Source organism: Kitasatospora sp. NBC_00240, assembly GCF_026342405.1.
GTDB lineage: Bacteria > Actinomycetota > Actinomycetes > Streptomycetales > Streptomycetaceae > Kitasatospora.
In genome coordinates, this window is the sequence record NZ_JAPEMU010000001.1 from 1,723,656 (window position 1) to 1,747,959 (window position 24,304).

Annotated in this window: 21 protein-coding genes and 2 pseudogenes; 9 read left to right on the top strand and 14 right to left on the bottom strand. The window is 75.4% G+C overall.

Annotated elements, in window-relative coordinates:
* Positions 1-36: 36 nt before the first annotated feature.
* From OG689_RS07165 to OG689_RS07175, 3 genes are all read right to left on the bottom strand, one after another.
* On the bottom strand, positions 37-1,110 hold the full coding sequence (locus OG689_RS07165; RefSeq protein ID WP_266318717.1) for an S-adenosylmethionine:tRNA ribosyltransferase-isomerase: 1,074 nt from the start codon (positions 1,108-1,110) through the stop codon (positions 37-39).
* Positions 1,107-2,015: an SDR family oxidoreductase gene (locus tag OG689_RS07170; protein ID WP_266318718.1), complete on the bottom strand. Its 909-nt coding sequence runs from the start codon at positions 2,013-2,015 to the stop codon at positions 1,107-1,109. The genes OG689_RS07165 and OG689_RS07170 overlap by 4 nt, the downstream gene beginning before the upstream one ends.
* 128 nt (positions 2,016-2,143) lie before the next feature.
* Positions 2,144-3,112, bottom strand: coding sequence for a LysR family transcriptional regulator (locus OG689_RS07175; protein ID WP_323189261.1), 969 nt, complete (start codon positions 3,110-3,112; stop codon positions 2,144-2,146).
* A gap of 119 nt (positions 3,113-3,231) precedes the next feature.
* Between OG689_RS07175 and OG689_RS07180 the strand changes: the two genes are divergently transcribed.
* Together OG689_RS07180 and OG689_RS07185 are read left to right on the top strand one after the other, a co-directional pair.
* Positions 3,232-4,152 (top strand): zinc-binding dehydrogenase, encoded by a 921-nt coding sequence (locus OG689_RS07180; protein ID WP_266318720.1) that lies wholly within the window; start codon positions 3,232-3,234, stop codon positions 4,150-4,152.
* A gap of 115 nt (positions 4,153-4,267) precedes the next feature.
* A complete protein-coding gene (locus tag OG689_RS07185) occupies positions 4,268-4,702 on the top strand; it encodes a nuclear transport factor 2 family protein (protein ID WP_266318721.1) in 435 nt (144 codons plus the stop codon).
* A gap of 31 nt (positions 4,703-4,733) precedes the next feature.
* Here the strand turns inward: OG689_RS07185 and OG689_RS07190 are convergent, their stop codons facing one another.
* Positions 4,734-5,675, bottom strand: a complete 942-nt coding sequence (locus OG689_RS07190) for a pseudouridine synthase (protein ID WP_266318723.1) — start codon at positions 5,673-5,675, stop codon at positions 4,734-4,736.
* Positions 5,676-5,926: 251 nt separating this feature from the next.
* On the opposite strand from OG689_RS07190, the gene OG689_RS07195 reads away from it, so the two are divergent.
* Positions 5,927-7,018 carry a PP2C family protein-serine/threonine phosphatase gene (locus OG689_RS07195; RefSeq protein ID WP_266318724.1) on the top strand — a complete coding sequence of 364 codons (1,092 nt, stop codon included), beginning with the start codon at positions 5,927-5,929 and terminating at the stop codon, positions 7,016-7,018.
* An 89-nt stretch (positions 7,019-7,107) separates the two neighbouring features.
* Here OG689_RS07195 and OG689_RS07200 read toward each other — a convergent pair whose 3' ends face one another.
* The 8 genes and pseudogenes from OG689_RS07200 to OG689_RS07235 all read right to left on the bottom strand — a co-directional run bounded on the left by OG689_RS07200 (position 7,108) and on the right by OG689_RS07235 (position 14,997).
* Positions 7,108-7,926, bottom strand: a complete 819-nt coding sequence (locus OG689_RS07200; RefSeq protein WP_266318725.1) for a DUF1295 domain-containing protein — start codon at positions 7,924-7,926, stop codon at positions 7,108-7,110.
* Positions 7,927-7,966: 40 nt separating this feature from the next.
* Entirely contained in the window at positions 7,967-9,214 is a 1,248-nt protein-coding gene (locus tag OG689_RS07205; protein WP_266326933.1) for a cyclopropane-fatty-acyl-phospholipid synthase family protein, read from the bottom strand.
* Positions 9,215-9,477: 263 nt separating this feature from the next.
* Positions 9,478-10,167, bottom strand: a pseudogene (locus tag OG689_RS07210) (DUF1365 domain-containing protein); the annotation flags it as partial.
* A gap of 104 nt (positions 10,168-10,271) precedes the next feature.
* Entirely contained in the window at positions 10,272-11,597 is a 1,326-nt protein-coding gene (locus OG689_RS07215) for an FAD-dependent oxidoreductase (protein WP_266326935.1), read from the bottom strand.
* Between the two features lie 164 nt (positions 11,598-11,761).
* A complete protein-coding gene (locus OG689_RS07220) occupies positions 11,762-12,517 on the bottom strand; it encodes an anti-sigma factor (protein ID WP_266318726.1) in 756 nt (251 codons plus the stop codon).
* Entirely contained in the window at positions 12,514-13,098 is a 585-nt protein-coding gene (gene sigK / locus OG689_RS07225; protein ID WP_266318728.1) for an ECF RNA polymerase sigma factor SigK, read from the bottom strand. The genes OG689_RS07220 and sigK overlap by 4 nt, the downstream gene beginning before the upstream one ends.
* A 388-nt stretch (positions 13,099-13,486) precedes the next feature.
* Positions 13,487-14,521, bottom strand: a complete 1,035-nt coding sequence (locus OG689_RS07230) for a LuxR C-terminal-related transcriptional regulator (RefSeq protein ID WP_266318730.1) — start codon at positions 14,519-14,521, stop codon at positions 13,487-13,489.
* A gap of 35 nt (positions 14,522-14,556) precedes the next feature.
* Positions 14,557-14,997 carry an ester cyclase gene (locus OG689_RS07235; RefSeq protein WP_266318732.1) on the bottom strand — a complete coding sequence of 147 codons (441 nt, stop codon included), beginning with the start codon at positions 14,995-14,997 and terminating at the stop codon, positions 14,557-14,559.
* Positions 14,998-15,167: 170 nt separating this feature from the next.
* Here OG689_RS07235 and OG689_RS07240 point away from each other — a divergent pair, with 170 nt between their 5' ends.
* The 4 genes from OG689_RS07240 (at position 15,168) to OG689_RS07255 (ending at position 20,685) form a co-directional block, all read left to right on the top strand.
* Positions 15,168-16,322: a spore photoproduct lyase family protein gene (locus tag OG689_RS07240; RefSeq protein WP_323189262.1), complete on the top strand. Its 1,155-nt coding sequence runs from the start codon at positions 15,168-15,170 to the stop codon at positions 16,320-16,322.
* 30 nt (positions 16,323-16,352) lie between these two features.
* On the top strand, positions 16,353-17,888 hold the full coding sequence (locus tag OG689_RS07245) for an SDR family oxidoreductase (protein WP_266318734.1): 1,536 nt from the start codon (positions 16,353-16,355) through the stop codon (positions 17,886-17,888).
* Positions 17,889-18,136: 248 nt separating this feature from the next.
* Positions 18,137-19,894, top strand: a complete 1,758-nt coding sequence (locus OG689_RS07250; protein ID WP_266318735.1) for a molybdopterin-dependent oxidoreductase — start codon at positions 18,137-18,139, stop codon at positions 19,892-19,894.
* Positions 19,895-20,031: 137 nt separating this feature from the next.
* On the top strand, positions 20,032-20,685 hold the full coding sequence (locus OG689_RS07255; protein WP_266318737.1) for a fasciclin domain-containing protein: 654 nt from the start codon (positions 20,032-20,034) through the stop codon (positions 20,683-20,685).
* Positions 20,686-20,797: 112 nt separating this feature from the next.
* On the opposite strand, the gene OG689_RS07260 is transcribed toward OG689_RS07255, so the two are convergent.
* A complete protein-coding gene (locus OG689_RS07260) occupies positions 20,798-21,208 on the bottom strand; it encodes an organic hydroperoxide resistance protein (RefSeq protein WP_190215595.1) in 411 nt (136 codons plus the stop codon).
* A gap of 116 nt (positions 21,209-21,324) precedes the next feature.
* Here OG689_RS07260 and OG689_RS07265 point away from each other — a divergent pair, with 116 nt between their 5' ends.
* Positions 21,325-21,828 (top strand): MarR family transcriptional regulator, encoded by a 504-nt coding sequence (locus OG689_RS07265; RefSeq protein WP_266318740.1) that lies wholly within the window; start codon positions 21,325-21,327, stop codon positions 21,826-21,828.
* 151 nt (positions 21,829-21,979) lie between these two features.
* Here the strand turns inward: OG689_RS07265 and OG689_RS07270 are convergent.
* Positions 21,980-22,282: pseudogene (locus OG689_RS07270) on the bottom strand (serine hydrolase); the annotation flags it as partial.
* A 212-nt stretch (positions 22,283-22,494) separates the two neighbouring features.
* Here OG689_RS07270 and sulP point away from each other — a divergent pair.
* On the top strand, positions 22,495-24,228 hold the full coding sequence (gene sulP / locus OG689_RS07275; protein ID WP_266318742.1) for a sulfate permease: 1,734 nt from the start codon (positions 22,495-22,497) through the stop codon (positions 24,226-24,228).
* The last annotated feature ends 76 nt before the right edge of the window (positions 24,229-24,304 follow it).

Genomic DNA, 24,304 nt, shown 5'->3' on the forward strand with positions numbered 1-24,304 from the left:
GCTCAGGCCCGGCTTCGCATCGGGCCCGGCTTCGGCTCAGTCCGGCAGCAGCAGGTTCACGTCGCCGAACTCGTGCCAGAGGTAACGGTGTTCGATCGCCTCGGCGTAGCAGCGTTCGAGCAGCGCGTGGCCAGCCACCGCCTCCAGCATCAGCAGGTGCGAGGCCTGCGGCTCGTGCCAGCCGGTGAGCAGGCCGTCCACGGCGCGCACACCCCGCTCCGGGGTGATCACCAACTCCGTCCAGCCGTCGGCCTCCCGGACCACGCCGTCCGCACCGCTGGCCGACTCCAGGGCCCGGACCACGGTGGTGCCGACCGCGATCACCCGGCCCCCGGCGGCCCGGACGTGCCCGGTCAGCGCGGCGGTACTGGCGGGGACGGTGAACCGTTCGGCGTACGGCGCCTCGTGGGCCTCCGGCGAGGCGACGCCGGTGTGCAGGGTGACCGGCGCGACCAGGACGCCCCGACCGGCCAGCCGGGCCACCACCTCGGCGGTGAACGGCCTTGCCGCACTGGGCATTTCGCTGCTGCCCGGCACGGTCGCGAAGACCGTCTGGTAGGCCTCGACCGGCCAGTCCCGGTCCACGTAGCCGTACCGCACCGCCCGGCCGTACCGGGCCAGGTAGGCCGGCAGCGCGGCGGGCAGGGTGAGCCGGACGTGCCACAGCCGGGCGGTGAACGCCTCGCCCAGCTCGGCGCCGGCGCCGCCGGGCAGCGCGATCCGCAGCCCCGCCCGGGCCGGGGTGACCTCCGGCGGGTAGTGGCCGGCGGCGCCGCCCGGTACGTCGGGGGCGCGCCGCAGCTCGACCAGGTGGGTCCCGTTCGGGCCGGGCTCGGCGGAGGACAGGTGCAGGGCGAGGGCGGTGCCGTCGGGGAGGCGGCCGTCCAGGGCAGCCGGCAGGGTGGCCGAGTTGTTGACCACCAAGAGGTCACCGGCCCGCAGCACCTGCGGCAGATCGGTGAAGCGGTGGTGCTCGACGGCCCGGCCGCTCCGGTGGCCCACCAGCATCCGGACGCCGTCCCGGCCGATCCCCCGGGCCTCGGCCGGGGCCCGGGCGGAGAGTTCGGGCGGCACGGTGAAGTCGAAGCGGCTGCCGAGGGCTGTGCTCATCGGTGCTCCTCGTCGGTCGTGGGGGCGGCGGACGGACCGGTGTCCGAGCGGGTGCCCGGGCCGGTGTCCGGACGGGTGCCCGGGCCGGTGTCCGGACGGGTGAGCAGGTCGGCGGCGCGGTACCGGCCGGAGGCGGGGCGTTCGCGCAGCAGGGCGAGGAAGGCGGGGACGACGGTGTGCGGCAGCGGCCGGTCCGAGATGTCCTCGCCGGGGAAGGCCTCCTGGTGCATCCGGGTGCGCATGTCGCCCGGGTCGACGGCCCAGACCCGCAGGTCCGGCTCCTCCGCCGCCAGCACCGCCGAGGCGTGGTCGAGCGCGGCCTTGGAGGCGCCGTAGCCGCCCCAGCCCTCGTACGCCTCCACGGCCGCGTCCGAACTGAGGTTGACCACCGCGCCCGTGTGTTCGCGCAGCTGGGGCAGGACGAGCTGGGTGAGGGCGAGCGGCCCGAGGACGTTCACCTCGAAGGTCTCCAGCAGGCCGGGCAGCGGGAAGTCCGCGAGCCTTGGCAGCGCGGCGCCGGCCAGGTCGTAACCGGTCAGTGTGGAGGCGTTGTTGATCAGCAGCTCGGCCCCGCCGAGCGCGGCGGCGGCCTCGGCCAGCCGCTCCCGGTGGTCGTCGTCCACCACCGATCCGGCCAGCGCGACGACCTTGGTGACGGCGGCCAGTTCGGCCTCGGCGGCGGCGAGTTCGGCCCCGTTGCGGGCGGTCAGCACCAGGTGCCGGCCTTCGGCGGCCAGGGCCCGGGCCAGCTCCAGGCCCAGCCCGCGCGAGGCCCCGGTGATCAGGACCACCCGGGGGCCGGACTCGGGAACGGGCCCGGATGCGGGCTCGGAGGCAGGCCCGGGCGCGGCGGACGGGCGGGTTCCGGCGGGGGTCTGCGCGGGCGGCGTCTGCGATGCGTTCATGGCACAACTGTCGCTCCGCGAGGCCCCCCTGCGGATCGGCCGTCGGCCGGTCCGCTGCTTGGTCCCTTGGGCCTAGGCCGGACCTAGGCCGGCGCGGCAGCGGCCCCGCCGCTCCGGCCGGGCCCCGCTCACAGCGCCCGGGCCTGCTCCTGGTCGGCCTCCGGAAGCCAGTCGCGCTCGGGCCGGTACTCCAGCCAGCGCCGGCGGCGGCCGACCTCCGCGCAGGCCCACAGCAGCGCGTCCACGGCGGGGGCCGGCCGGCCCGCCGGCCGGAGCAGCGACCAGGCGTACAGCGGGGTCGGCTCGACCAGCGGCACGGCGACCAGGCCGCAGCCGTCCGGGAGCGGGACCTCGGCGGGGAAGAGCGTGAAGCCGCCGGGTGTCGAGCGGATCCGGGCCAGCAGGTGGTCGAAGCCGAGGTTGGCCTCCCCCGGGAGCATCGGCACGGCGAACTCCTCGGCGAACCGCCGCAGGAAGTCCAGCCGTTCGGCGGCGGCGGGCAGCACCAGCCGGCCCACCCCCAGCTCGGCCGGGCGCAGCGCGGGGCGGTGGGCCAGCGGGTGGTCGGCGGCCATGATCGCGTCGACCGGCTCCAGCCGGACCAGGCGGTGGCTCAGCCCGTCGTCCCGGCCGTCGCCGAACGGGTGGTGCCGGCCGAACCCGGCGTCGCTGTCACCGCGCAGCAGGGCCGCCGCGACGGCCGGCAGGTCCCGGGCCGGGCCGACCTCGGTGTGCACGGCGGCGGACGCCGGATCGTCGAGGACCTCGCGGAGAGTGCGCAGCGGGGCGAAGAGGTGGCCCCAGACGTCCAGCCGGACGGGCCGCTCCTGCTGGTGGACGGCGGCGACGGCGAGCTCGCCGGCGGCGAGCAGGGCCCGCGCCGGGGGGAGGAGCCGGACGCCGGCCGGGGTGAGGGCGACCCCGCCGGGGCCGCGCTCGAACAGCAGGGCGCCGAGGCCCTCCTCCAGCCTGGCGATCCGTTTGGAGAGCGCCTGCTGGGTCAGTGCGAGGTGCTGCGCCGCGCGGCCGAAGTGCAGGTGGTCGGCGGTCGTCACGAAGGCGCGTACCTGGGCGAGGTCGAGATCCACGCCCGTCATCCTGGCCGACAACCGACGGTTGTCACCACCGGCATCCGGTTGTTGGACCGCCCCCGGGGCCGGGCGGTTTGCTGGTGTTCGGCCGGGGAGCACCGGTCGGGACGGCGAGGAGCAGGGCGATGAAGGCGTTTGTGGCGACCGGGGATCCGGCGGCGGCGATCCGGCGTACGGAGGTCGCGGAGCCGGTGCAGCGGCCCGACGAGGTGCTGGTGAAGGTGGACGCGTTCTCGGTGAACCGGGGCGAGATCTTCCAGCTGGAGGGTGCGGCGGGCGGCGCGCGGCCGGGCAAGGACGTCGCCGGCCTGGTGGTCCAGGCGGCACCGGACGGCTCCGGGCCCGCGGTCGGGCAGCGGGTGGTCGGCCACCCTGCGGACGGGGGGTGGGCCGAGTTCGTGGCGGTGCCGGCCGGGTCGCTGGCCGTACTGCCGCGGTCCGTCCCGGCGGTGTCGGCCGCTGCCCTGCCGCTGGCCGGCCTGACGGCGCTGCGACTGCTGCGTACGGCGGGATCGGTGACCGGTCGGCGGATCCTGCTCACGGGGGCGTCCGGCGGGGTCGGGCACTACGTCACGGAGCTGGCCTCGGCGGCCGGCGCCTCGGTCACGGCGGTCACCGCCTCGGCCGAACGCGGCGAGCGGCTGGCCGAGTTGGGCGCGTCCTCGGTGGTCCGCGGGGTCGAGGAGGCGGAGGGCGTCTTCGACCTGGTGCTGGAGTCGACCGGCGGCAAGAACCTCCCCCTCGCGCTGTCCCGGCTGGCGCCGCGCGGCGAGCTGGTCTGGTTCGGCCAGGCCGGCCGCCAGCCGGCCGTGCTGGACTTCTTCGACTTCTTCGCGGGCCCGGTCTCCACCACCGTCCGGCACTTCAGCTACGCCGACCACGACGGGCCGAACGCCCCGGACCTGGCGACCCTGGTCCGCCTGGTCGCGGCGGGCCGGCTGCACCCCGAGATCGGGCTGACCGAGGACTGGCTGCGGACCCCGGAGGTCCTCCTCGACCTGCGGGACCGCCGGATCCGCGGCAACGCCGTCCTCACGCTGTCCTGAACCCGCTCCGCCCGGCCGGACCCGCTGCGACCGTCCCCGGCCGACGACCCGGCGACGACCCCGCTGCGACCCCGTTGCGACCCGCTTCCGATCACCGAACCCGAGGAGTTACGAGATGACCGCCACCGACCCGACCGCGACCGACCCCCGTACCGTCGTCGTGCGCTACGTCAATGCCGTCGCCGAGGGCGACCTCGACACCGTCCGCGCGAGCTTCGCGGCCGACGCCACCTGGACGTACCCGGGCGACGTCCCGCTGACCGGGGTGTACCGCGGCCGCGACACCATCGTCGACGAGTTCCTGCTCGGGGCGGGCGTGCTGTTCGCGCCCGGCGGCGCCCCGGCCGTGACGCTCACCAATGTGATCGCCGACGGCGGGCAGGTGGTGGCCGAGTGGACCTCCAAGGGCCTGGCCGCGACCGGCCACGTCTACGACAACGCCTGCCTGGGGATCTTCACCGTGGTGGACGGCCTGATCACCTCGGTCCGGGAGTACGCCGACACCCAGCATGTGGAGCGGAGCTTGTTCGGCGGCCCGCAGCCGGGCTGAGAGCGGCGCCCACCCGCCCGGCGGGCCCCGGTCACCCGGCCGGCGGGCCCGCGGGCGGCTCGGCCGCGAGCCGGCGACGGCTCTCGAAGCGGCGCCGCTCGCCGGTCACCGGGTCGGTGAACTCCAGCACCGCCGCCAGCAGCTGCAGGGGCCGGCCGAAGTCGTCGGGGGCCGGCTCGGCCAGCAGCACCGGGTACACCGGGTCACCCAGGATCGGGATGCCGAGGCCGCTCATGTGCAGCCGGAGCTGATGGGTGCGCCCGGTGCTCGGGCTGAGCCGGTAGCGGCCGATCCCGTCGGCGTGCCCGGCCAGTTCGATCAGGCTCTCGCTGTTCGGCGGGCCGGCCACCTCCTGCGCGGCGATCACCCCGCGCTCCTTGACGATCCGGCTGCGGACCGTACGCGGGAGCTCCAGGCCGGGTACGTACGGCGCCAGTGCCCGGTACTCCTTGCGGACCAGCCGGTCGCGGAAGAGGTTCTGGTACGCGGCGCGCTCACCGGGCCGGACCACGAACATGGCCAGCCCGGCGGTGAGGCGGTCCAGCCGGTGCGCGGGGCTGAGCGCGGGCAGGCCGAGCTCGTGCCGCAGCCGGGACAGCGCCGTCTGGGTGACGTGCCGGCCCCGGGGCGTGGTGGCCAGGAAGTGCGGCTTGTCGGCGATCACCAGGTGCTCGTCCTGGTGCAGCACGTCCACCGCGAAGGGGACGGGGATCTCCTCGGGCAGGTCCCGGTAGAACCACAGGTGGGCGCCGGGCACGAAGGCGGCGTCCGGGGCGACCGGCCCGTCGGTGCCGTGGATCTCGCCGCCGTCCAGCATCGCGTCGATCCTGGCCGGGTCGACGGCGGGCAGCCGGTGCGCCAGGTACGCGCGCAGCGTGTCCCAGGCGCCGTCGCCGGGCAGCTTCAGCCGTACGGGGTCGACGCCCTGGCGCTGCGGGAGCGGGGCGGGCGGTGTCGCGGTCTTGCGTCTCATCGCCGCTCAGCCTAGACGCACCCGGCCGCCGTCCCGCCCGGGTCGCCGCGACCGCCGGTCCCGGTCCCGCCGGCCGCCGACCCCGCCCGTCCCGCCCGTCCCGCCCGTCCCGCCCGCGCCGGGCCACCGGTGCCGGCCCGGGTGTTCCGTCCGGCGTGGCCGCCCGGGCGCGCGCGGTGGAGAGTGGACGGTGGTGGGAGAGACCCGGTGCCGCTCCCGTGCCCGTCCGCCGTGCCCGGAGGAGTGATGCCTTGACCAGCGGCGCCCGCAAGGACGTGACGCTCCCGCCGGCCCACCTGCCCCGGCGGGCCCGGCGGCTGATCACGGCCGCCTACCTGCTGCTGATCGCCGCGGTCGTCACCGACGCGCTGTCCGGGCCGGGCACCACGGTCTCCCCCGTGCTGGCGGCGGTGCCGGTGCTGGCCGGCGCGAGCACGCGGGCGGCCCGGGTGCCGCTGCTGGCCGGCGTGGCCGCCGTCGTCTCGGTGGGCCTGCTGGCGATCGCCAACCGCGACATCCCCAGTTCGGTGCACGTCACCGCGCTGATCGCGGTGGTGGCCGCGACCCTGGCCAGCGTGGCCAACGTCGTCCTGGTGACGGCCCGCGAACGGGAGCTGCTGCAGGTCAGGACGGTCTCCGAGGCGGCCCAGCGGGCCCTGCTGCGCCCGCCCCCCGAACAGGTGGGGCGGGTGCGGATCGCCGTCCGGTACGCCGCCGCGGCGGCCGAGGCCCGGATCGGCGGCGACCTGTACGACGTGATGGAGACCGCGGACGGCCTGCGGATCATCCTGGGCGACGTGCAGGGCAGCGGCCTGGGCGTGGTGGAGACGGCGGCCGACGTGCTGGGGGTGTTCCGGGACGCCGCCCGGACCGAGCGGGAGCTGACCGGGTTGGCCGGCCGGCTGGACGCCGCGCTGGCCCGGCGCCCGTCCAACGCGCGGTTCGTGACGGCGGTGCTGGCCGGGATCCCGGCCGGCACCGGCCCGGTCGAGCTGGTCAACTGCGGTCACCCGCATCCGCTGCTGCGCCGGGCCGGCGTGGTGTGCGAGCTGGCACCGCCGGAGCACGCCCCGCCGCTGGCCCTGCTGGACCTGGTGGGCGGCCGGTACGGGGTCGGCCTGTTCGACCCGCGCCCGGGCGACCTGCTGCTGCTGTACACCGACGGCGTCTCGGAGGCGCGGGACGCCGGGGGCCGGTTCTACCCGCTGGCCGAGCGGCTGGCCGCGCTGCCCGCCCAGGACCCGGACGAGGTGCTGGAGGCCCTGCTGGCCGATGTCCGGGCCCACACCCGGACCGGGCTGGACGACGACGCGGCGATGTTGGCCGTCCGCTGGACGCACTGAGCCGGACGCCACCGCCCGCCGTACCCCACCCGCCGTACCCCGCCCGCCGTACCCCGCCCGGCAGGCCCACCGGGCGCCGGCGGACGGCCTCAGCCGGCCCCGCCCCGGCGCCGCGGCGGCAGCGGGACGAAGCCGCTGGTCCGGGCCGCGTACTCGGCCCAACCGGGCTTGCTGCCACTCAGCTGCCGCTCCAGCATCGGCTTGCCACTGCCGTTGACCAGCAGGTACGTCATCAGCAGCGGGCTGAGCAGGGTGGCCCACCCGATCGGCGCGTCGGCCGCGAGCAGGAACAGGCCCCACCAGACACAGGCGTCGCCGAAGTAGTTCGGATGCCTGGTGTACCGCCACAGCCCCCGGTCCATCACCCGGCCGCGGTTGGCCGGATCGGACTTGAAGCGGCCCAGCTGGGCGTCCCCGACCGCCTCGAAGAACAGTCCGACGGCCCACAGCCCGGCACCGGCCCAGGCGAGCGGGCCGGGCGGCCGCGGCAGTTGCTGGGCCACCTGCACCGGCAGCGAGACGAACCAGAGGATGCCCGCCTGGAGCAGGTAGACGATTCGCAGCGCGTACATCGTCCGGCGGCCGCCGGGGGCCTTGGCGAGCATCCGCTCGTAGCGCGGGTCCTCCGCCGCGCCGCGCGAGCGCCACCGGATGTGGGCGGACAGCCGCAGGCCCCAGACCAGGACCAGCACGGTGGCCAGCAGCCGGCGCCCCGGGTCGCCGTGCCCGGCGGAGACGGCGTACCCGGTCAGCGCGACGGCCGCGAAGCCCAGCCCCCAGGCCACGTCCACGCCGCGGTGGCGGCCGGTCCGCACGCCGACGGCGAAGGCGGCCAGCATCACGGCCAGTGCCGCGCCGAGAGTGGCCACCAGGCCGGTCAGCAGCGCGCCCACGTCCACCCCGCTCATAGCCGCGCCCGCCCGACCGCCCGCGCCTGCGCCTGCGCCCTCATCGGACCTGCTCCTCGCGGGTGAACAGCAGGTGTTGGACGTCCAGGTAGCCGGTCCGGAAACCGGCCTCGGAGTAGGCCAGGTACAGCTCCCACATCCGGTGGAAGACATGGTCGAAGCCGAGCGCGGCGACCTCGTCGGCCCGCGCGGTGAACCGCTCGCGCCACAGCCGCAGGGTCTGCGCGTAGTGCGGGCCGAACGCCTGCCGGTGGGTCAGCCGCAGCCCGGTGTGCCCGGCGGCGGCCTGCGCGAGGCCCTCGACCGAGGGGATCTGGCCACCGGGGAAGATGTATTTGAGGATCCAGGTGTAGGTGTCCGAACTGGCGAGCATCCGCTCGTGCGGCATGGTGATCGCCTGCAGCACGGCCCGGCCGCCGGGGGCCAGCACTCGGTCCAGGGTGGCGAAGTAGGCGGGCCAGTACGCCCGGCCGACCGCCTCGATCATCTCGACGCTGACCACCGCGTCGTAACTGCCCTGGGCCGTACGGTAGTCGCAGAGCCGGACCTCGACCCGGCGGGCGTGGCCGGCCTCGGCGATCCGGCGTTCGGCGAGCTGCCGCTGCTCCTCGGAGAGGGTCAGCGTGACCACGTCGGCGCCGCGGCCGGCCGCCCGCAGGGCGAGTTCCCCCCAGCCGGTGCCGATCTCCAGCACCCTGCTGCCGGGACCGACCCCGGCCAGGTCGAGCAGATGGTCGATCTTGCGGTGCTGGGCGGGCACCAGGTCGTCCCAACCGGCCCGGGCCGGGTCCGCGACGCCGTCCCGGCCGGGCGGGAAGAGGGCCGCCGAGTACGTCATGGTGGGGTCGAGGAAGAGCGCGAAGAGGTCGTTGGAGAGGTCGTAGTGCCGCTGGATGTTGCGGCGGGTGTTCGCCTGGGTGCCCAGTTCGGCCAGCGGGGGTCGCTGGGCGTGCCAGCGCCGCAGCCCCTGCAACCGGGGCGGCACCAGGGTGCCGGGCGAGGCGGCCAGGGCGGTGAGCAGGGTGACCAGGTCGGGCGAGTCCCAGTCGCCCGCCTGGTAGGACTCGCCGAAGCCGATCAGGCCGTCCGCGCCGATCCGCCGGTGGAAGTCCCGCGGACGGTGCAGGCGCAGCGTCGGCGCCTGCTCGGGGGCGGGCACCAGCAAGCGCCCGCCGGGCAGTTCGACGCGCAACCCGAGCCGGCGGGCGACGCTGCGCAGCAGCTGCCCGGCGACGGCCGCCCGCACCGGAGCGCCCGGCACGCGGGCCACGTCGGGCCAGCGCAGCAGATCGACCTCGGGGGTCTCGAACGGCGGCGTCTGCGGCCGTCCGGGTGCGGGGGTGGGTCGGTAGGTGCTGTAGGTCGTCACGAGGGCGGGGCTTCTTCCTTGACGTCGGACGTGGCCGTGGAGGTGGAGGTGGAGGTGGAGGTGGAGCGAGAGGGTGCGGCGGGGCCGGGTGTGCGGTGGCCGGGTCCTGGTCCGGATCCGCCCGGCGCCGGACCGGCCTTCGCCGGGCACGAGTTCGCCGGGCGCGAGTTCGCCGGGCGCGGGTGGACCGGGCGCGGGTGGACCGGCAGGCCGCGCAGCAGCAGGCGGATGCCCTGGTACCGGATGTGCAGGGAGACCGCCAGGGTGGACAGCGGGTGCCGGACGACCGCCCGGAGCAGCCCGAGCGGGGTCGCCGGCCGCCGGGTGCCGCGCAGGGTGGCGGTGAACACCCGCTGCTCGCCGCGCCGCAGGTGGATGGTGAGGTCCAGCAGGGCGCCCGGCTCCGGCACCCGCATCAGGTACTCGCCGTCCACCGGGAAGAACGGCGAGACGTAGAACTCCTTGCCGGCCGTCGCCCGGCCCTCCTGGTCCGGGCGCAGCAGGTAGCGGTGCCGCTCGCCGTAGGTGTTGTGCACCTCGGCCACCGTGCAGAGCGGCGTGCCGTCGGCGGCGTGGCACCAGTAGACGGTGAGCGGGTTGAAGACGTGTCCGAAGGAGCGGGCGTGGGCCAGCATCAGCACCTGCCCGCCGGCCAGGTCGATGCCGTGACCGGCCAGGAACTCCTCGATGTCCTCGCGCGGCGGGCGCCGTCCGTCGCCGTGGTCGGCCGGCCGGAACCGGGCCAGCGGGCGCAGCGGGGCCGGCAGCCGGGGCAGCTGGTCGAGGTCGACCAGCCACAGGTAGGTGCGGTGGCTGAAGGAGTGCCGGACGGCTTCGGTGCGCACATGGGTCGTCCGGCAGTCGTAGAGGGCCGCGCCCCAGGGTCCGGGGAGCTCCGTCCGGAGCGCCTCGACCGGCGCCGCGGCCGGTTCCCTGACGACGGCGGGCCCGCCGGGCGGCGCAGCGGCGGGCCGGTTCATGGCGCCACGGCCCCGGTGAGGGCCCGGGCCGCCAGCACCCCCGAGCGGCAGCCGTCCTCGTGGAAGCCCCAGCCGTGGTACGCCCCGGCGTAGGCGGTGCGCCCGGTGGTGAGTTCGGGCAGCCGGCGCTGGGCGGCGACGCTCTCCGGGGTGTAGACGGGGTGGCGGTAGACCATCCGGGCCACCACGTGCTCCGGCGGCACCGGCCGGCCGGCGTCCTCGTTGAGGGTGACCAGGTAGTCCTCGGCGGTGTCGAGGCCGAGCAGCCGGTTGAGGTGGTAGCTGACCTCGACCCGGTCGGCGCGGCCGGCGCAGTCGGCCATCCGGTAGTTCCAGGAGGCGCGGGCCCGGGCGGCGGTGGGCAGCAGGCTCGCGTCCCGGTGCAGGACGGTCGGGTTGAGCGAGTACCGGAAGGCGCCGAGCACGTCGCGCTCTGCCTCGGTGGGGTCCGCCAGCAGGCTGAGGGCCTGGTCGGGGTGGGTGGCGAGGACCACCGAGTCGAAGGACGTCCGCTCACCGCCGCCGGTGACGATCTCCACCCCGTCGAGGTGGCGCCGCACCGCGCGCACCGGGGTGCCCCGGTGGACGGCGGTCAGCCGGTCGGCAATCTTCTCCACGTACCCGCGGGAGCCGCCGACCACCGTCCGCCAGGTCGGCGAGCCGGTGACGCCCAGCAGGCCGTGGTTGTCGAGGAAGGCGAAGAGGTAGCGGGCCGGGTAGTCGCCCGCGACGTCCGGCGCGCAGGACCAGACCGCCGAGACCACCGGGGTCATGAAGTGGCTGACGAAGTAGGGCGAGAAGCCTCCGTCGGCGAGGAAGCCGCGCAGGGTCGGGGCGTCCGCCGCGGGGCTCGGGTCGGCCAGCAGCCGGCGGGCCCGGCGGTGGAAGCGCGGCACCTCGGCGAGCATCCTGAGGTAGTCGCCGCGCAGCAGCCGGGACGGCTGGGCGAACAGGCCGCCCGGCCCGCGGGCGCCGGCGTACTGCAGCCCGCAGCCCCGGCAGTGCACCGACATGCTCATCTCGCTCGGCCGGGTGGCCACCCCCAACTCGTCGAACATCTCGATGAGATGGGGGTAGGTCCGCTCGTTGTGCACCAGGAACGCGGTGTCGACGGGCACGCTGCGCCCGTCGGCACCGGTGACGTCCTGGGTGTGGGCGTGGCCGCCCAGCCGGGTGTCGGCCTCGAACAACTCGACCTCCATGCCGGCCAGGTGCAGCCGGTACGCGGCGGTGAGGCCGGCCACCCCGCTGCCGACGACCGCCGTGCGGCGGCCCCCCGCGTGGTGGCGCGCCCGGCGCCGTCCGGCGTCGTCACCCGCGATCCCGGCCGCTTCGGCAAGTTCGGGCACGCTCACGCACGCCCCTCCCGTTCCGTCGGGCCCACCCGTTCCCGGGTGGGCCGCCTTTCCCCTGGACATCAGGTATTCGGAGCGGTCGGGCAGGCGGATTGGCCGGGCGGCAGGTCCACTCGGAGGCGGCCCGCCGGTCAGACGAACGGCATCAGCATCACGGGGGCGCCGGTGGGCGCCGGCGAGCCGCCGGCCGGCTCGACCGTCACACCGACGCCGACGGCGCCGTCGATCCCACCGGTGAGCAGCAACGAGCCGGTGGTGGTGGGCAGCAGGCCGGCGGGCCGCATGGTGCCGGAGTCGTTGAACCAGAGTTCGTAGACCTTGTCCTGCGGCAGGTGCGGCAGGCCGGCGGCGAGGAATCCGGCCTGTCCGCGGCTCTCGGACCAGACCACGGTGCCGACGCCGGAGCCGGCCGTGGCCGTCCTGGTCCGGGCGTCCGGTGCGGTCAGCAGGGAGCTGAACGCGGTTGCCTGCTGCTGCAGTTGGGCCGCGCGCTGGTCGGCCTGCCGGGCCTGCTGGTGTTCACCGACGGCGACGCCGCCGAGGCCGACCGCGATCGCCACCGAGGCGGCCAGCGCGAACTTCGGCCAGGAGCGGGCGAGTCGGCCGGGCCGCTCGCCCGCCGCCGGCTCGTGCTCGTCCAGCGGTCCACCGGGCCCGAGTTGGCGCACCGACCCGATGCCGGCCATCACCCGCAGCTTCAACTCGGGCGGTACCGGCGTCGCTTCGGCGGCGCCGAGCCGGGCCAGCGCGGCCCTGAACTCCTGCACCTCCAGGGCGCAGGCCGGGCACTGGGCCAGGTGGCGCTCGAAGGCGAGGCTCTCCGCCTCCGGTAGTGCGTGCGCCGCGTACGCGCCGGTGAGCGTGTGCAGATCGGCGGCCGTGCTCATGACCCCACCCCCAGGCAGTCGCGCAGCCGGATCAGACCGTCCCGCATGCGTGTCTTGACGGTGCCGAGCGGCACCCCGAGCATCTCGGCGGTCTCCCGGTAGGAACAGCCCCGGTAGTACGCCAGGGTGACCGACTCGCGCTGGAGTTCGGTCAGCATCTTCAGGCAGCGGCGGACCTGCTCGCGCTCCAGCCGGTTCTCGACCTGCTCGGCCACCTCGTCGTAGGCCGGTACGTGGGCCTGGGCCGCGGCCCGCCGGTCCCGGTCGGCGGCGGCCTGGGCGCTGCGCACCCGGTCCACGGCGCGCCGGTGGGCGAGGGTCATCACCCAGGCCATCACCTCGCCGCGCTCGGGCTGGTAGCGGGCGGCGGTGCGCCAGACCTCCAGCATGACCTCCTGGGTGACCTCCTCGGACTGCGCCGGGTCCCTGAGCACCCGCCGGACCAGGCCGAGCACCGGGGCGGCCACCACGTCGTAGAGCCGGCCGAAGGCCTCCTGGTCGCCGAAAGCGACCTTGGTCAGCAGCTCCCGCAGGTCGGGCCCGCGGCGTTGCGGGCCGGACAGATGGACCACCGTGTTCACCGCGCCACCTCCCGACGGCCGGCGCCGGGCGCCGTCGGTCGCTGGGACAGGACCGACGGGCGGTCCTGCGGTGGGGTCGCGGGCATGACTGGCCTCCTGCCGAGGGTGGAACGTCCGGGCCGGCCGCCGAGCGCTGCGCGGGGGGCGGGCACCTGTTGTTCGGACCAGCCTGGCCGGTGGATTGGCCGCGTCCGGGGATTTTTCGCGGATCCGATCACATACTCGATGTGCCGCTGCCGCTGCCGGCGCTGCCGCATCCGACAGCGGTGTCCGGGTCGCCCGCGCGGCCTGGCGACCGCTGCCCCCGTCAGGGTCGGCACGGTGGCGGCCGCCGAACACGACCACGCGGGAACCCGCGGACGCAGCGGCCCCGAAGGTGGCGAGATCCCTAGGGCGTCCGGCCCTGGGCAAGCCCTGACAGGTCCGCCATCACCACGGCGACCAGCTCGCGGCGGCTTCGGACACCGAATTTGTCGAAGACGGCGGTCAGGTGCTCCTGCACGGTGTTGGCGGAGATGTGCAGCTCGTCGACCAGCTGGCGGGTGGAGTACCCCCGGACGACCAGGGCCGCGACCCGGGTCTGGGCGTCGGTGAGTCCATGGGCGCTGAGCAGGACCGCTCCGAGTTCCGCCGGGCGGGCCGGCTCCACCACCACGCCGATCTGCGGGCCCAGGCGGCTGGTGTGCAGGGCGAGCCACCGGCCGGAGCGCCCCCGGACCCGGACGGTCGAGGGCACCGGGCCGGCGGCGGCCGCGAGCACGCTGACCGGGAGCAGCCCGGCGCCCTGCCGGTCGCCGTCGGGGAAGTCGGTCAACCACTGTTCGGCCTCGGGGCTCATGGAGACGGTCCTGAGCGCGGAGTCGAGCAGGATGAGACCCACCCCGTCCGGGCCGATGGTGGCCTCGGGAGGCGGTGCCGCGGTCACCGCCTTGCGCAGACCGGCCGCCAGCACCGGGGCGATGCGTCGGACCAGGGCGATCTCCTCGTCGGTGAAGGCCGAGGAGGAGGCCTCCCGGTGCAGGCAGAGCACTCCCCAGCAGCGGTGGCCGGTGACCAGCGCGGCGCGCAGTTCGTCGCCGAGCCCGAGGGGAGCCATGATCTCCCGGTGGCGAGCGCTTTCCGTCCGGTCGCCTTCGGTGGCCCGGTCCAACGAGCCGACCGGATCCGCCGCCCGGGCGAGGTCGGCGAACTTGTTGACGTCCGCCCGCCCGAACTCGTTGTCCAGGAACAGCGCCGTCGCGGGGCCCAGCGGGTCCTCCGCGGTCGCCGAGGTGAACAGCAGGGTCACCGGATCGACGGTCGCGGAGAAGGCCGCCTCCGCCGGTACCACCCGGCGCAGACGGCCGACGATCTCCGTGCCGAGCGTGGTGGTGTCCAACCCGTCGCGGCACCGTCGTTCGATGTCGGCGAGTCGGCTTTCCACGGCCGCCCCTGCCACATCCACGAGCCTACTCCCGACTACCCCGGGCCCTGGACGAGCCCGAGCTGGCGCAGCAGTCCCAGCTCGTCGAGCCGGCCCCAGCGCTCGACGATGCGGCCCTCCCGGAGCCGGAAGATGTTGATCCCGCGGAGCGTGACGGTACGGCCGTCGGCCGGCGCGCCGAAGATCTCGCCGCGCTGGGTGCCGGTGGCGCTGAAGTGCTCCACGACCAGGTCGTCCTCGGCGACGAGGAAGTCGGGCGTGGCGTGCCAGTCGGGGAAAGCACCGCGGAACAGGGCGGCGGCCCCGCGCATGCCCTCACGGCCGGTGTCGGGGCCGACGGGCGGATCGTGGTCGAGGAAGTCCTCGGCGAGGTACTCGTCGACCGCTGCGAGGTCGCCCTTGGTGAACAGTGCGTCGATGAAGGCACGCACGGTCTCCCGGTTGTCTGCGATTCGGGTCTTCTCGATGGTGTTCATAGCCACAGTCTTCGACGCCGCCCGGGCCCCTGGTACCCCAAAGATCTGGGGTTTCTCACCACGCCGACGGCCCGGAGCCAATCCTCCGGGCCGTCGGCGCCGAATACTTCGCGGCGAAGCCGCCGGGCGCCGGCCCGCGGGCCGGGACGAACACGAGGGAGCACCGCACTGTGACCAGCGGGACAGACGGCGGGACGGACGGCGGGACGGACGGCGGGACGGACGGTAGGGGCCGTACGAACACCGGAACAGGCGCCGCCGGCCCGGAGCGCCGGCTGTTCGACGTCCGCGAGATCTACGCGGAACCCGCAGCGGCCGCCTCCTCGCGCGGACGCCAGGTGCTCGACCGCTTCCCCGACGCGACGGTGATCGCGGTGGCCTCGCACTGGCAGATCCCGCACCTGCACGGCAACGAGGGCAACGTGGCCCGCTGGGCCCGGATCAAGAGCGAGGTGGTGGTGCTCGGGGTGAAGAAGTCGCTCACCACCCGGCCCAACGGCCGCTCGGCGGACTGGATCGCGCCCAGCTCGGCGAACGGCTGCGCGCTGGCCTGCGCGTACTGCTACGTGCCCCGGCGCAAGGGGTACGCCAACCCGGTCACCGTCTTCACCAACATCGACCGGATCGTCGCCCATCTGGGCCGGCACGTCGCCCGGCAGGGCCGCAAGACCGAGCCCAACAGCTGCGACCCGGTGTCCTGGGTGTACGACATCGGGGAGAACAACGACTGCTCGGTCGACGCCCTGATCTGCGACAACACCGCCGATCTGATCCGCGCCTTCCGGCACTGGCCGACCGCCAAGGCCTCGTTCGCCACCAAGTGGGTCAACCGCGAGCTGCTGGCCCTCGACCCGCGCGGCCGCACCAGGATCCGCTTCTCGCTGATGCCGCCCGCCGACGCCCGGCTGCTGGACGTCCGCACCAGCCCCGTCCCGGAGCGGCTGGCCGCCGCCGCGGACTTCCTGGCCGCCGGGTACGAGGTGCACTTCAACTTCTCCCCGGTGGTGCTGCGCGAGGGCTGGGTGCACGACTGGACGGATCTGCTGCGCCGGATGGACGACACCCTGCCGGCCGCCGTGAAGGCGCAGGCCGCCGCGGAGATCATCATGCTGACCCACAACCGCGAGCTGCACGACGTCAACCTGGGCTGGCACCCCAGGGCGGAGGACGTGCTCTGGCGGCCCGGCCTCCAGGAGGCCAAGCGCTCGCAGAACGGCGCCTGGAACGTCCGCTACCGCACCGGCCTGAAGGGCGACGCGGTCCGTACCCTGCGGGGCCTGGTCGAGCGGCACGCACCGTGGCTGCGGATCAGGTACGCGTTCTGAGCGCTCCCCCGAACCATCCCGGAGGCACCCATGACCGACAGCCCGGCCGGCGACAGTGCCGGCGAGACCAGCGGCGGCACCCGCATCCTGGTGACCGGCGCCACCGGTTACATCGGGGGGCGGCTGGTGCCCGAACTGCTCGCGGCCGGCCACCGGGTGCGCTGCCTGGCCCGTGACCCCGGCCGGCTGCGCGACCTGCCCTGGCGGGGGCGGGTGGAGAGCGCCCGGGGCGACGTCACCCGCCCGGAGACGCTGCCGGCGGCCTTCGAGGGCGTCGAGGTGGCCTACTACCTGGTGCACGCGCTGGGCACCGGCCCCTCCTTCGAGCAGCGCGACGCGGACGCGGCCCGGGCCTTCGGGCGGGCCGCCGCCGCGGCCGGGGTCCGGCGGATCGTCTACCTCGGCGGGCTGGTCCCGGCCGGCGTCCCCGAACGGGAGCTCTCCCCGCACCTGCGCTCCCGGGCCGAGGTCGGCCGGATCCTGCGGGAGAGCGGCGTCCCGACGGCGGAGCTGCGGGCCGCCGTGATCATCGGCTCCGGCTCCGCCTCCTTCGAGATGCTGCGCCACCTGACCGAGCGGCTGCCGGTGATGGTCACCCCCAGCTGGGTGCGGACCAGGATCCAGCCGATCGCCGTCCGGGACGTGCTGCGCCACCTGGTCGACTGCGTACGGCTGCCGCCCGAGGTCAACCGCAGCTTCGACGTCGGCGGCCCGGACGTGCTGACGTACCGCGAGATGATGCTGCGCTACGCCCGGGTGGCCGGCCTGCCCCGGCGGGTGATCGTGCCGGTGCCGGTGCTGACGCCGAGCCTGTCCAGCCACTGGGTCGGGCTGGTCACCCCGGTGCCGAACAGTCTGGCCCGGCCGCTGGTCGAGTCGCTGCGGTACGAGGTGGTCTGCGGCGAGCACGACATCCGCCGCTGGTCCCCCGCCCCGGCCGGCGGCCCGACCGGCTTCGACGAGGCCGTCCGGCTCGCCCTCAAGCGGATCCAGGACGCCGACGTGAGCACCCGGTGGTCCTCGGCCTCGCTGCCGGGCGCGCCCAGCGACCCGCTGCCCAGCGACCCGGACTGGGCCGGCGGCAGCCTGTACGAGGACGAGCGGGAGCTGGCGGTGAAGGTGCCGCCGGCCGCGCTGTGGCGGGTGGTGGAGGGGATCGGCGGCGAGAACGGCTGGTACTCCTTCCCCCTCGCCTGGGCGCTGCGCGGCTGGCTGGACCGCGCGGTCGGCGGGGTCGGCCTGCGGCGCGGACGGCGCGACCCGGCCCGGCTGCGGGTCGGCGACTCGCTGGACTTCTGGCGGGTGGAGGAGATCGAGCCGGGCCGGCTGCTGCGGCTGCGCGCCGAGATGCGGCTGCCCGGGCCGGCCTGGCTGGAGCTGCGGGTGGAGCCGGGCGCGGACGGCGGCGCGGTCTACCGCCAGCGGGCCCTGTTCCACCCGCGCGGGCTGGCCGGCCACGCGTACTGGTGGTCCGTCGCGCCCTTCCACAGCGTCGTGTTCGGCGGGATGGCCCGGAACATCGCCGCACGGGCCGAGCAGTACGCGACCGGGGGGCCCGCGGGCTGACCCGCCGGTACCGGCCCGCCGCCCCGCCGACCCGCCGACCCACCGACCCACCGACCCACCGGCCCGCCGACCCACCGACCCGCCGACGCAGCACCGGCGGCACGGCAGGACCCGGCCGGGCGGTACCGGTCGCACCGGCCGTCACCGCCCGCACCGCTGAACTCCCAGGTCAGGACGGGGATTTCACCCGTGGGAGTGAGATCGCAATTCGCACCCATCCGGCGGACCGGCCGCCCCGAATGGTGGGTGTGAGCAGCGAACCCGGCCAGGCGCCGGCACCCCCCGGCGGATCCCGCCCGCAGCGCCTGCGCGCGCCGGCGGCCCGTACCGCCGGCGCCGCGGGGGTCGGGGTGGCCGCGGCCGCCGCGGCGGTCGCGCTGGGCGAACTGGTCTCGGCGTTCACCGGGCCCGCCAGCGCCCCGGCGCTGGCGGTCGGTTCGGCGGCCATCGACCTGACGCCCACTGCGCTGAAGGAGTACGCCGTCCGGACCTTCGGCACCGACGACAAACCGGTGCTGCTGGGCGGGATCTACCTGACCCTCACGGCGCTGGCGGTGCTGGCCGGGCTGATCGCGGTCCGCCGCCCGCGGGCCGGGGCGGCGATGTTCGCCGTCTTCGGCGGGGTCGGGGCCTGGGCGGCGATGTCGCGGAGCACCGCGGGCCTCTCCTACCTGCTGCCCTCGCTGGCGGCCGGCCTGGGCGGAGCCGCGGTGCTGGTCCTGCTGACCGGCCGGTACCGCCGGGCACTGCCAGCCGGGCCCCCGCCCGGACCGGCCGCGGTGGCCGACTCCGCGCCGGCACCGGACGCCGCTGCGGAGCCGGGTGACGCTCCGGCACCGGGTGACGCTCCAGCGCCGGGTGACGCTCCGGCACCGGGTGACGCTCCAGCGCCGGGTGACGCTCCGGCACCGGGTGACGCTCCAGCGCCGGTCCGTCCGGACCGCCGGCAGTTCCTGATCGCCACCGGCGGCACCGTGGCGCTGGCCGCCGCCGTCGGCTGGGCGGGCCGTTCGCTCTCGCAGTCCCGCAACGACATCAGCGCCGCCCGGCTCGCCGTGCGGATACCGCCGCCGGCCCGCGCGGCCACCGCCCTGCCGGCGGCCGTGCACCCGGGCGTCCCGGGCCTGTCGCCCTTCGTCACCCCGAACGCCGACTTCTACCGGGTCGACACCGCGCTGACCCTGCCGAAGATCGACCCGGACCGCTGGTCGCTCCGGATCCACGGCCTGGTCGACCGGCCGCTGCTGATCAGCTTCGACGAGTTGCTGCGGCTGCCGCTGGAGGAGCTGGACCACACCATGTCCTGCGTCTCCAACGAGGTCGGCGGGCCGTACGTCGGCACCACCCGCTGGCTCGGGGCGGCGCTCCCGGCGCTGCTCCGCTCGGCGGGGGTGCGGGCCGGCGCGGACCAGCTGGTCGGACGCTCCCAGGACGGCATGAGCATCGGCACCCCGCTGGAGTCCGTGCTGGACGGGCGGCGGGCGCTGCTGGCGGTGGCGATGAACGGCGAGACGCTGCCGGTCGCGCACGGCTTCCCGTGCCGCACGGTGGTGCCCGGCTTCTACGGCTACACCTCCGCCACCAAGTGGCTGACCGACCTGGAGGTCACCACCTTCGCCCGGTACGACCCGTACTGGGTGCGGCGCGGCTGGGACCGGACCGGGGCGGTGCGCACCGCCTCCCGGATCGAGGTGCCGGCCGGTTTCGCCCGGATCCCGGCCGGCACCGTGACGGTGGCCGGCACCGCCTGGGCCACCCACCGCGGGGTCGCCGCGGTGGAGGTCCGGGTGGACGACGGGCCGTGGGCCGAGGCGACGCCGGCCGCCGACGCCGGGCCCGACCTGTGGCGGCAGTGGAGCCACGAGTGGACGGGCGCCCGGCCCGGCACCCACACCATCCAGGTCCGCGCCACCGACACCAGCGGCGCCGTTCAGCCCGAGGCCCGGGCGGCGCCCTTCCCGAGCGGGTCCACGGGCTGGCACAGCACCGTGGTGACCGTCGTCTGACCCCTCCGGCCCCGAGCCGGCCCGAACTTCTCCCGAACCGTCGACCGCCTACCAGCCCGGTACGCGACACCAACCGCCGTCCCGGTCATGGCACCGCCATGCCCCGAGCCGGCCACTCCACAGGAAGTGACCTCACCATGTCCGTGACCCGCGTCCGCACCACCGCCGCCCTGCTCGCCGCCGGCGCCCTCGCCTTCGGCCTGACCGCCTGTGGAAGCAGCGGCGACTCGTCGTCGTCCTCGGCGAAGAGCGGCTCCGCGGCACCGGCCGCCACCAGCTCGGCCCCCGCCGCCTCGACCCCGTCCGCCGCCGCCATGACCGAGCCGTTCGGCGCCGCCTGCGCCGCCGTGCCGAAGGACGGCGCGGGCAGCTTCAACGGCATGGCGCAGGACCCGGTCGCCACCGCCGCCTCCAACAACCCGCTGCTGTCCACCCTGGTGACGGCGGTCAAGGCGGCCGGCCTGGCGGACACCCTCAACTCGGCCAGGAACGTGACCGTCTTCGCGCCCACCAACGACGCCTTCGCCAAGCTGCCCAAGGAGACGCTGGACAAGGTGCTCGCCGACAAGGCGATGCTCACCAAGATCCTGACCTACCACGTCACGCCCGACAGCCTGGCGCCGGCGGCGCTGGCCGGCAGCCACAAGACCCTGGAGGGCAGTGACCTCATGGTGGCCGGCTCCGGGCAGGACTTCACCGTCAACGGCAACGCCAAGGTGCTCTGCGGCAATGTCCACACCGCCAACGCGACCGTCTACATCGTCGACACCGTCCTGATGCCGACCTCCTGACCCTGCTCCCCGAACGCGCGCGAGCCCGGACCGTCGGACGGTCCGGGCTCGCGCGCGTTCATCGGGTACGCCGGGTGGGGCGTACGGCCGGGCCGGGGCCCGGCGGGTGGGACTACTCGACGACGAGCTCCACCGGGATGTTGCCGCGGGTGGCCTTGGAGTACGGGCAGACCTCGTGCGCCTGCTTGACCAGCAGCTGGCCGGCCTCGCCCTCCAGGCTGTCCGGCAGCTCGACCCGGAGCACCACGGAGAGGCCGAAGCCGGTCTCGTCCTTGCCGATGGAGACCTCGGCGGTGACCGAGACCTCGCTGACGTCGGCCCGGGCCTGGCGGGCGACCAGGCCGAGCGCGCTGGCGAAGCAGGCGGCGTAGCCGGCGGCGAACAGCTGCTCGGGGTTGGTGCCCTGGCCGTTGCCGCCGAGCGCCGGCGGCATCGCCAGCGCGAGGTCCACCTGGCCGTCGGAGCTCACGGTGCGCCCCTCGCGGCCGTTGGCGGTGGCGACGGCGGTGTACAGCGCGTCCATCTGGCTGGTCCCTTCTCTCGTCGGCGACCGGTCCCGGCCGCCCCTCTGCACTCAAGTAGAGCACGCAATTGAATTGCGCACAACTGAAGTGCGCGCGGCCCGGCTATCCTGGAGCCATGACCGACCTGTCCCGGGTGCCCGACGAGGAGCTGCTCCGACTCGACCACCAGATCTGCTTCTCGCTGCACGCCGCCTCGCGGGCCTTCGGCGGCGTCTACCGCACGGTGCTCAAGGACCTCGACCTCACCTACCCCCAGTACCTGGTCATGCTGGTGCTCTGGGAGCACGGCGAGCTGCCGGTCAAGCGGATCGGCGAGTACCTGCGGCTGGACTCCGGCACCCTCTCCCCCCTGCTCAAGCGGCTCGAAGCCACCGGTTACGTCCGGCGCGCCCGCAGCAGTGAGGACGAGCGCTCGGTCACCGTCCGCCCCACCGAGGCCGGCGCCGCGCTGCGCGAGCGGGCGGTCTGCGTCCCACGCCGGATCGTCGAGGCCAGCGACCTGTCGCCCGCCGAGGCGGCCACCCTGCAGTCGCTGCTGGCGCGGGTCACCGGCTCGCTCGACCACGCGGCCCAGGAGTTCGCCGCCGCCCCGCCGGGCCCGGAGCGCGCCACGAACTGACCCGCCCGGCCCCGGCCACGGCGGCCCGGTGGCCGGACCCCGCCCGCGCAGAGCTCGAACCGGAGCCCCCGGCCGCGAAGTTCTCAGTCCCGGAGCCCACAGTCGCGGAGCCCTCAGTCGCGGAACAGGGCGCAGACGAAGTCCTCCTGGAGGCGTACGCGCCGATGAAGGTGCCGAGGTCCTCGGAGGTGGAGACGATGCCGCCGGAGGCCCGGCTCCCGGAGGCACCGAACAGCGTACTGACGTCCTCGGGCGCCTCCGGCGGCTGGACGGCGTAGCCGTGCAGGTAGGGCTCGGGCAGCCGGTAGCCCGGCGGGAGGCTGGTCCGGCGCAGGCCGAGCGGCGGCTGGACGACCGTCCGGAGCAGGTCCTCGTAGCGCTCGCCGGAGGCCGCCTCGGCCATCAGCGCGACGGCGATGTTGTCGGAGTCGGAGTGGCGGTACTCGCTGCCCGGCGTGCAGCGGCCGGTGTCCGCGGCCGGTGTCCGCGGCCGGTGTCCGCGCCCGCCGCGGTTCACCCTTTCGGGCGAGAGCACTGGCGGTGACCGGAGGAGGCTCCGACCATGGGAGCCGACGCCCCCGCACCGCCCCACCCCCCGCCGCCGGCCGGACACGTCGGCGGCGGGGTGCCGGCTCCGGCTGCCGTCGGCCCTGCGGAAGGAGACCGATGACCCAGTCCACCGACCCGGTCGGCGGATTCCGGCGGCGCGTCGCCGGATTCGTCCCGGGCCTCGGTGTGCTGCGGTCGTACCGGCGCGGCTGGCTGCGCGGGGATCTGCTGGCCGGCGTCACCGTCGCGGCCTACCTGGTGCCCCAGGTGATGGCGTACGCGAGTGTGGCGGGGCTGCAACCGGTCGCCGGGCTCTGGGCCATCCTGCCCGCGCTCGCCGTCTACGCCTTCCTCGGCTCGTCCCGGCTGCTGTCGGTCGGCCCGGAGTCGACGACCGCGCTGATGACGGCCGGAGTGGTGGGGCCGCTGGCGGCGGGGGACCCGGACCACTACGCCGTCCTCACGGCGGCCCTCGCCGTCGTGGTCGGGCTGATGTTCCTGCTGGCACGGATCGCCCGGCTGGGGTTCGTCGCGGATCTGCTCTCCCAGCCCGTCCTGATCGGCTACCTGGCCGGGGTCGCCCTGATCATGGCGGTGGACCAGCTGACGAAGATCACCGGCGTCGAGACGGAGGGCTCGGGCTTCTTCCCGAAGCTGATCTCCTTCTTCCGGAACATCTCCGAGGCCGACACCGCGACCGTCCTGCTCAGCGCGGCCACCCTGGTGTTCCTCTTCCTGGCGGCCGCCCTCCTGCCGCGCGGGGTGCCGGTCACCCTGCTCGCGCTGGTCCTGGGCACCGTGGTGGTCGCGGTGTTCGACCTGGAGTCGCAGGGCATCGCGGTGATCGGGGACATCCCGACCGGACTCCCCCGCCCGTCCTGGCCGTCCCTGAGCGACTTCCGGGAGCTGGCGCTGCCCGCCGTCGGGGTGCTCCTGGTGGGGTACACCGACGTGATCCTGACGGCCCGGGCCTTCGAGTCCCGGGGCAGCGGCGAGCGCCTGGACGCCAACCAGGAACTGCTGGCGCTGGGTGTGGTCAACCTCGGCGCCGGGGTGTTCCACGGGTTCCCGGTGAGCAGCAGCGCCAGCCGGACGACACTGGCCAAGTCGGCCGGCGGGCGCACCCAGGCGTACGGGCTGACGGCGGCCGTGCTGGTCGTCGCCGTGCTGCTGTTCCTCGGCCCGGCGCTGTCCCTCACCCCGTCGGCCGTGCTGGGGTGCCTGGTCGTCTACGCCGCGGTGCGGATGATCGACGTCGCGGGATTCCGGCGGCTCTCGTCGTTCCGGCGCCGGGAGCTGCTGCTGGCCGTCGGGTGCCTGATCGGCGTGCTGGCGCTGGACATCCTCTACGGGGTGCTGGTGGCCGTGGGCCTGTCGGTGGCGGAGCTGCTCAGCCGGGTGGCCCGGCCGCACGACGCGGTGCTGGGTCTGGTGCCGGGCGTGGCGGGCATGCACGACATCGACGACTACCCCGAGGCGCGGACCGTCCCCGGGCTGCTGATCTACCGCTACGACTCGCCGCTGTTCTTCGCCAACGCCGAGGACTTCCGCCGGCGGGCGCTGGCGGTGCTGTCCGAACAGCCCGGTCCGGTGCGCTGGTTCGTCCTCAACACCGAGGCCAACGTCGAGGTGGACATCACCGCGCTGGACTCGCTGGAGGCGCTGCGGGACGAACTGGTGGCCGGAGGCTGCGTGTTCGCCCTGGCACGGGTGAAGCAGGACCTGCGCTCGGAGCTGGACGCGTACGGGCTGACCGAGTCCGTCGGCGAGGACCGGATCTTCCCCACCCTGCCCGCGGCCGTGGCCGCCTACCGTGCCTGGAGCGGGGTGGCCGACGATGGGCGGGCGTAGCGGCCCGCGGCCCGGGCCGACCGGCGGCGGGTGTACGACGGCCGCCCCTGACACGGCCGGGCAGAGTACCCGCCCC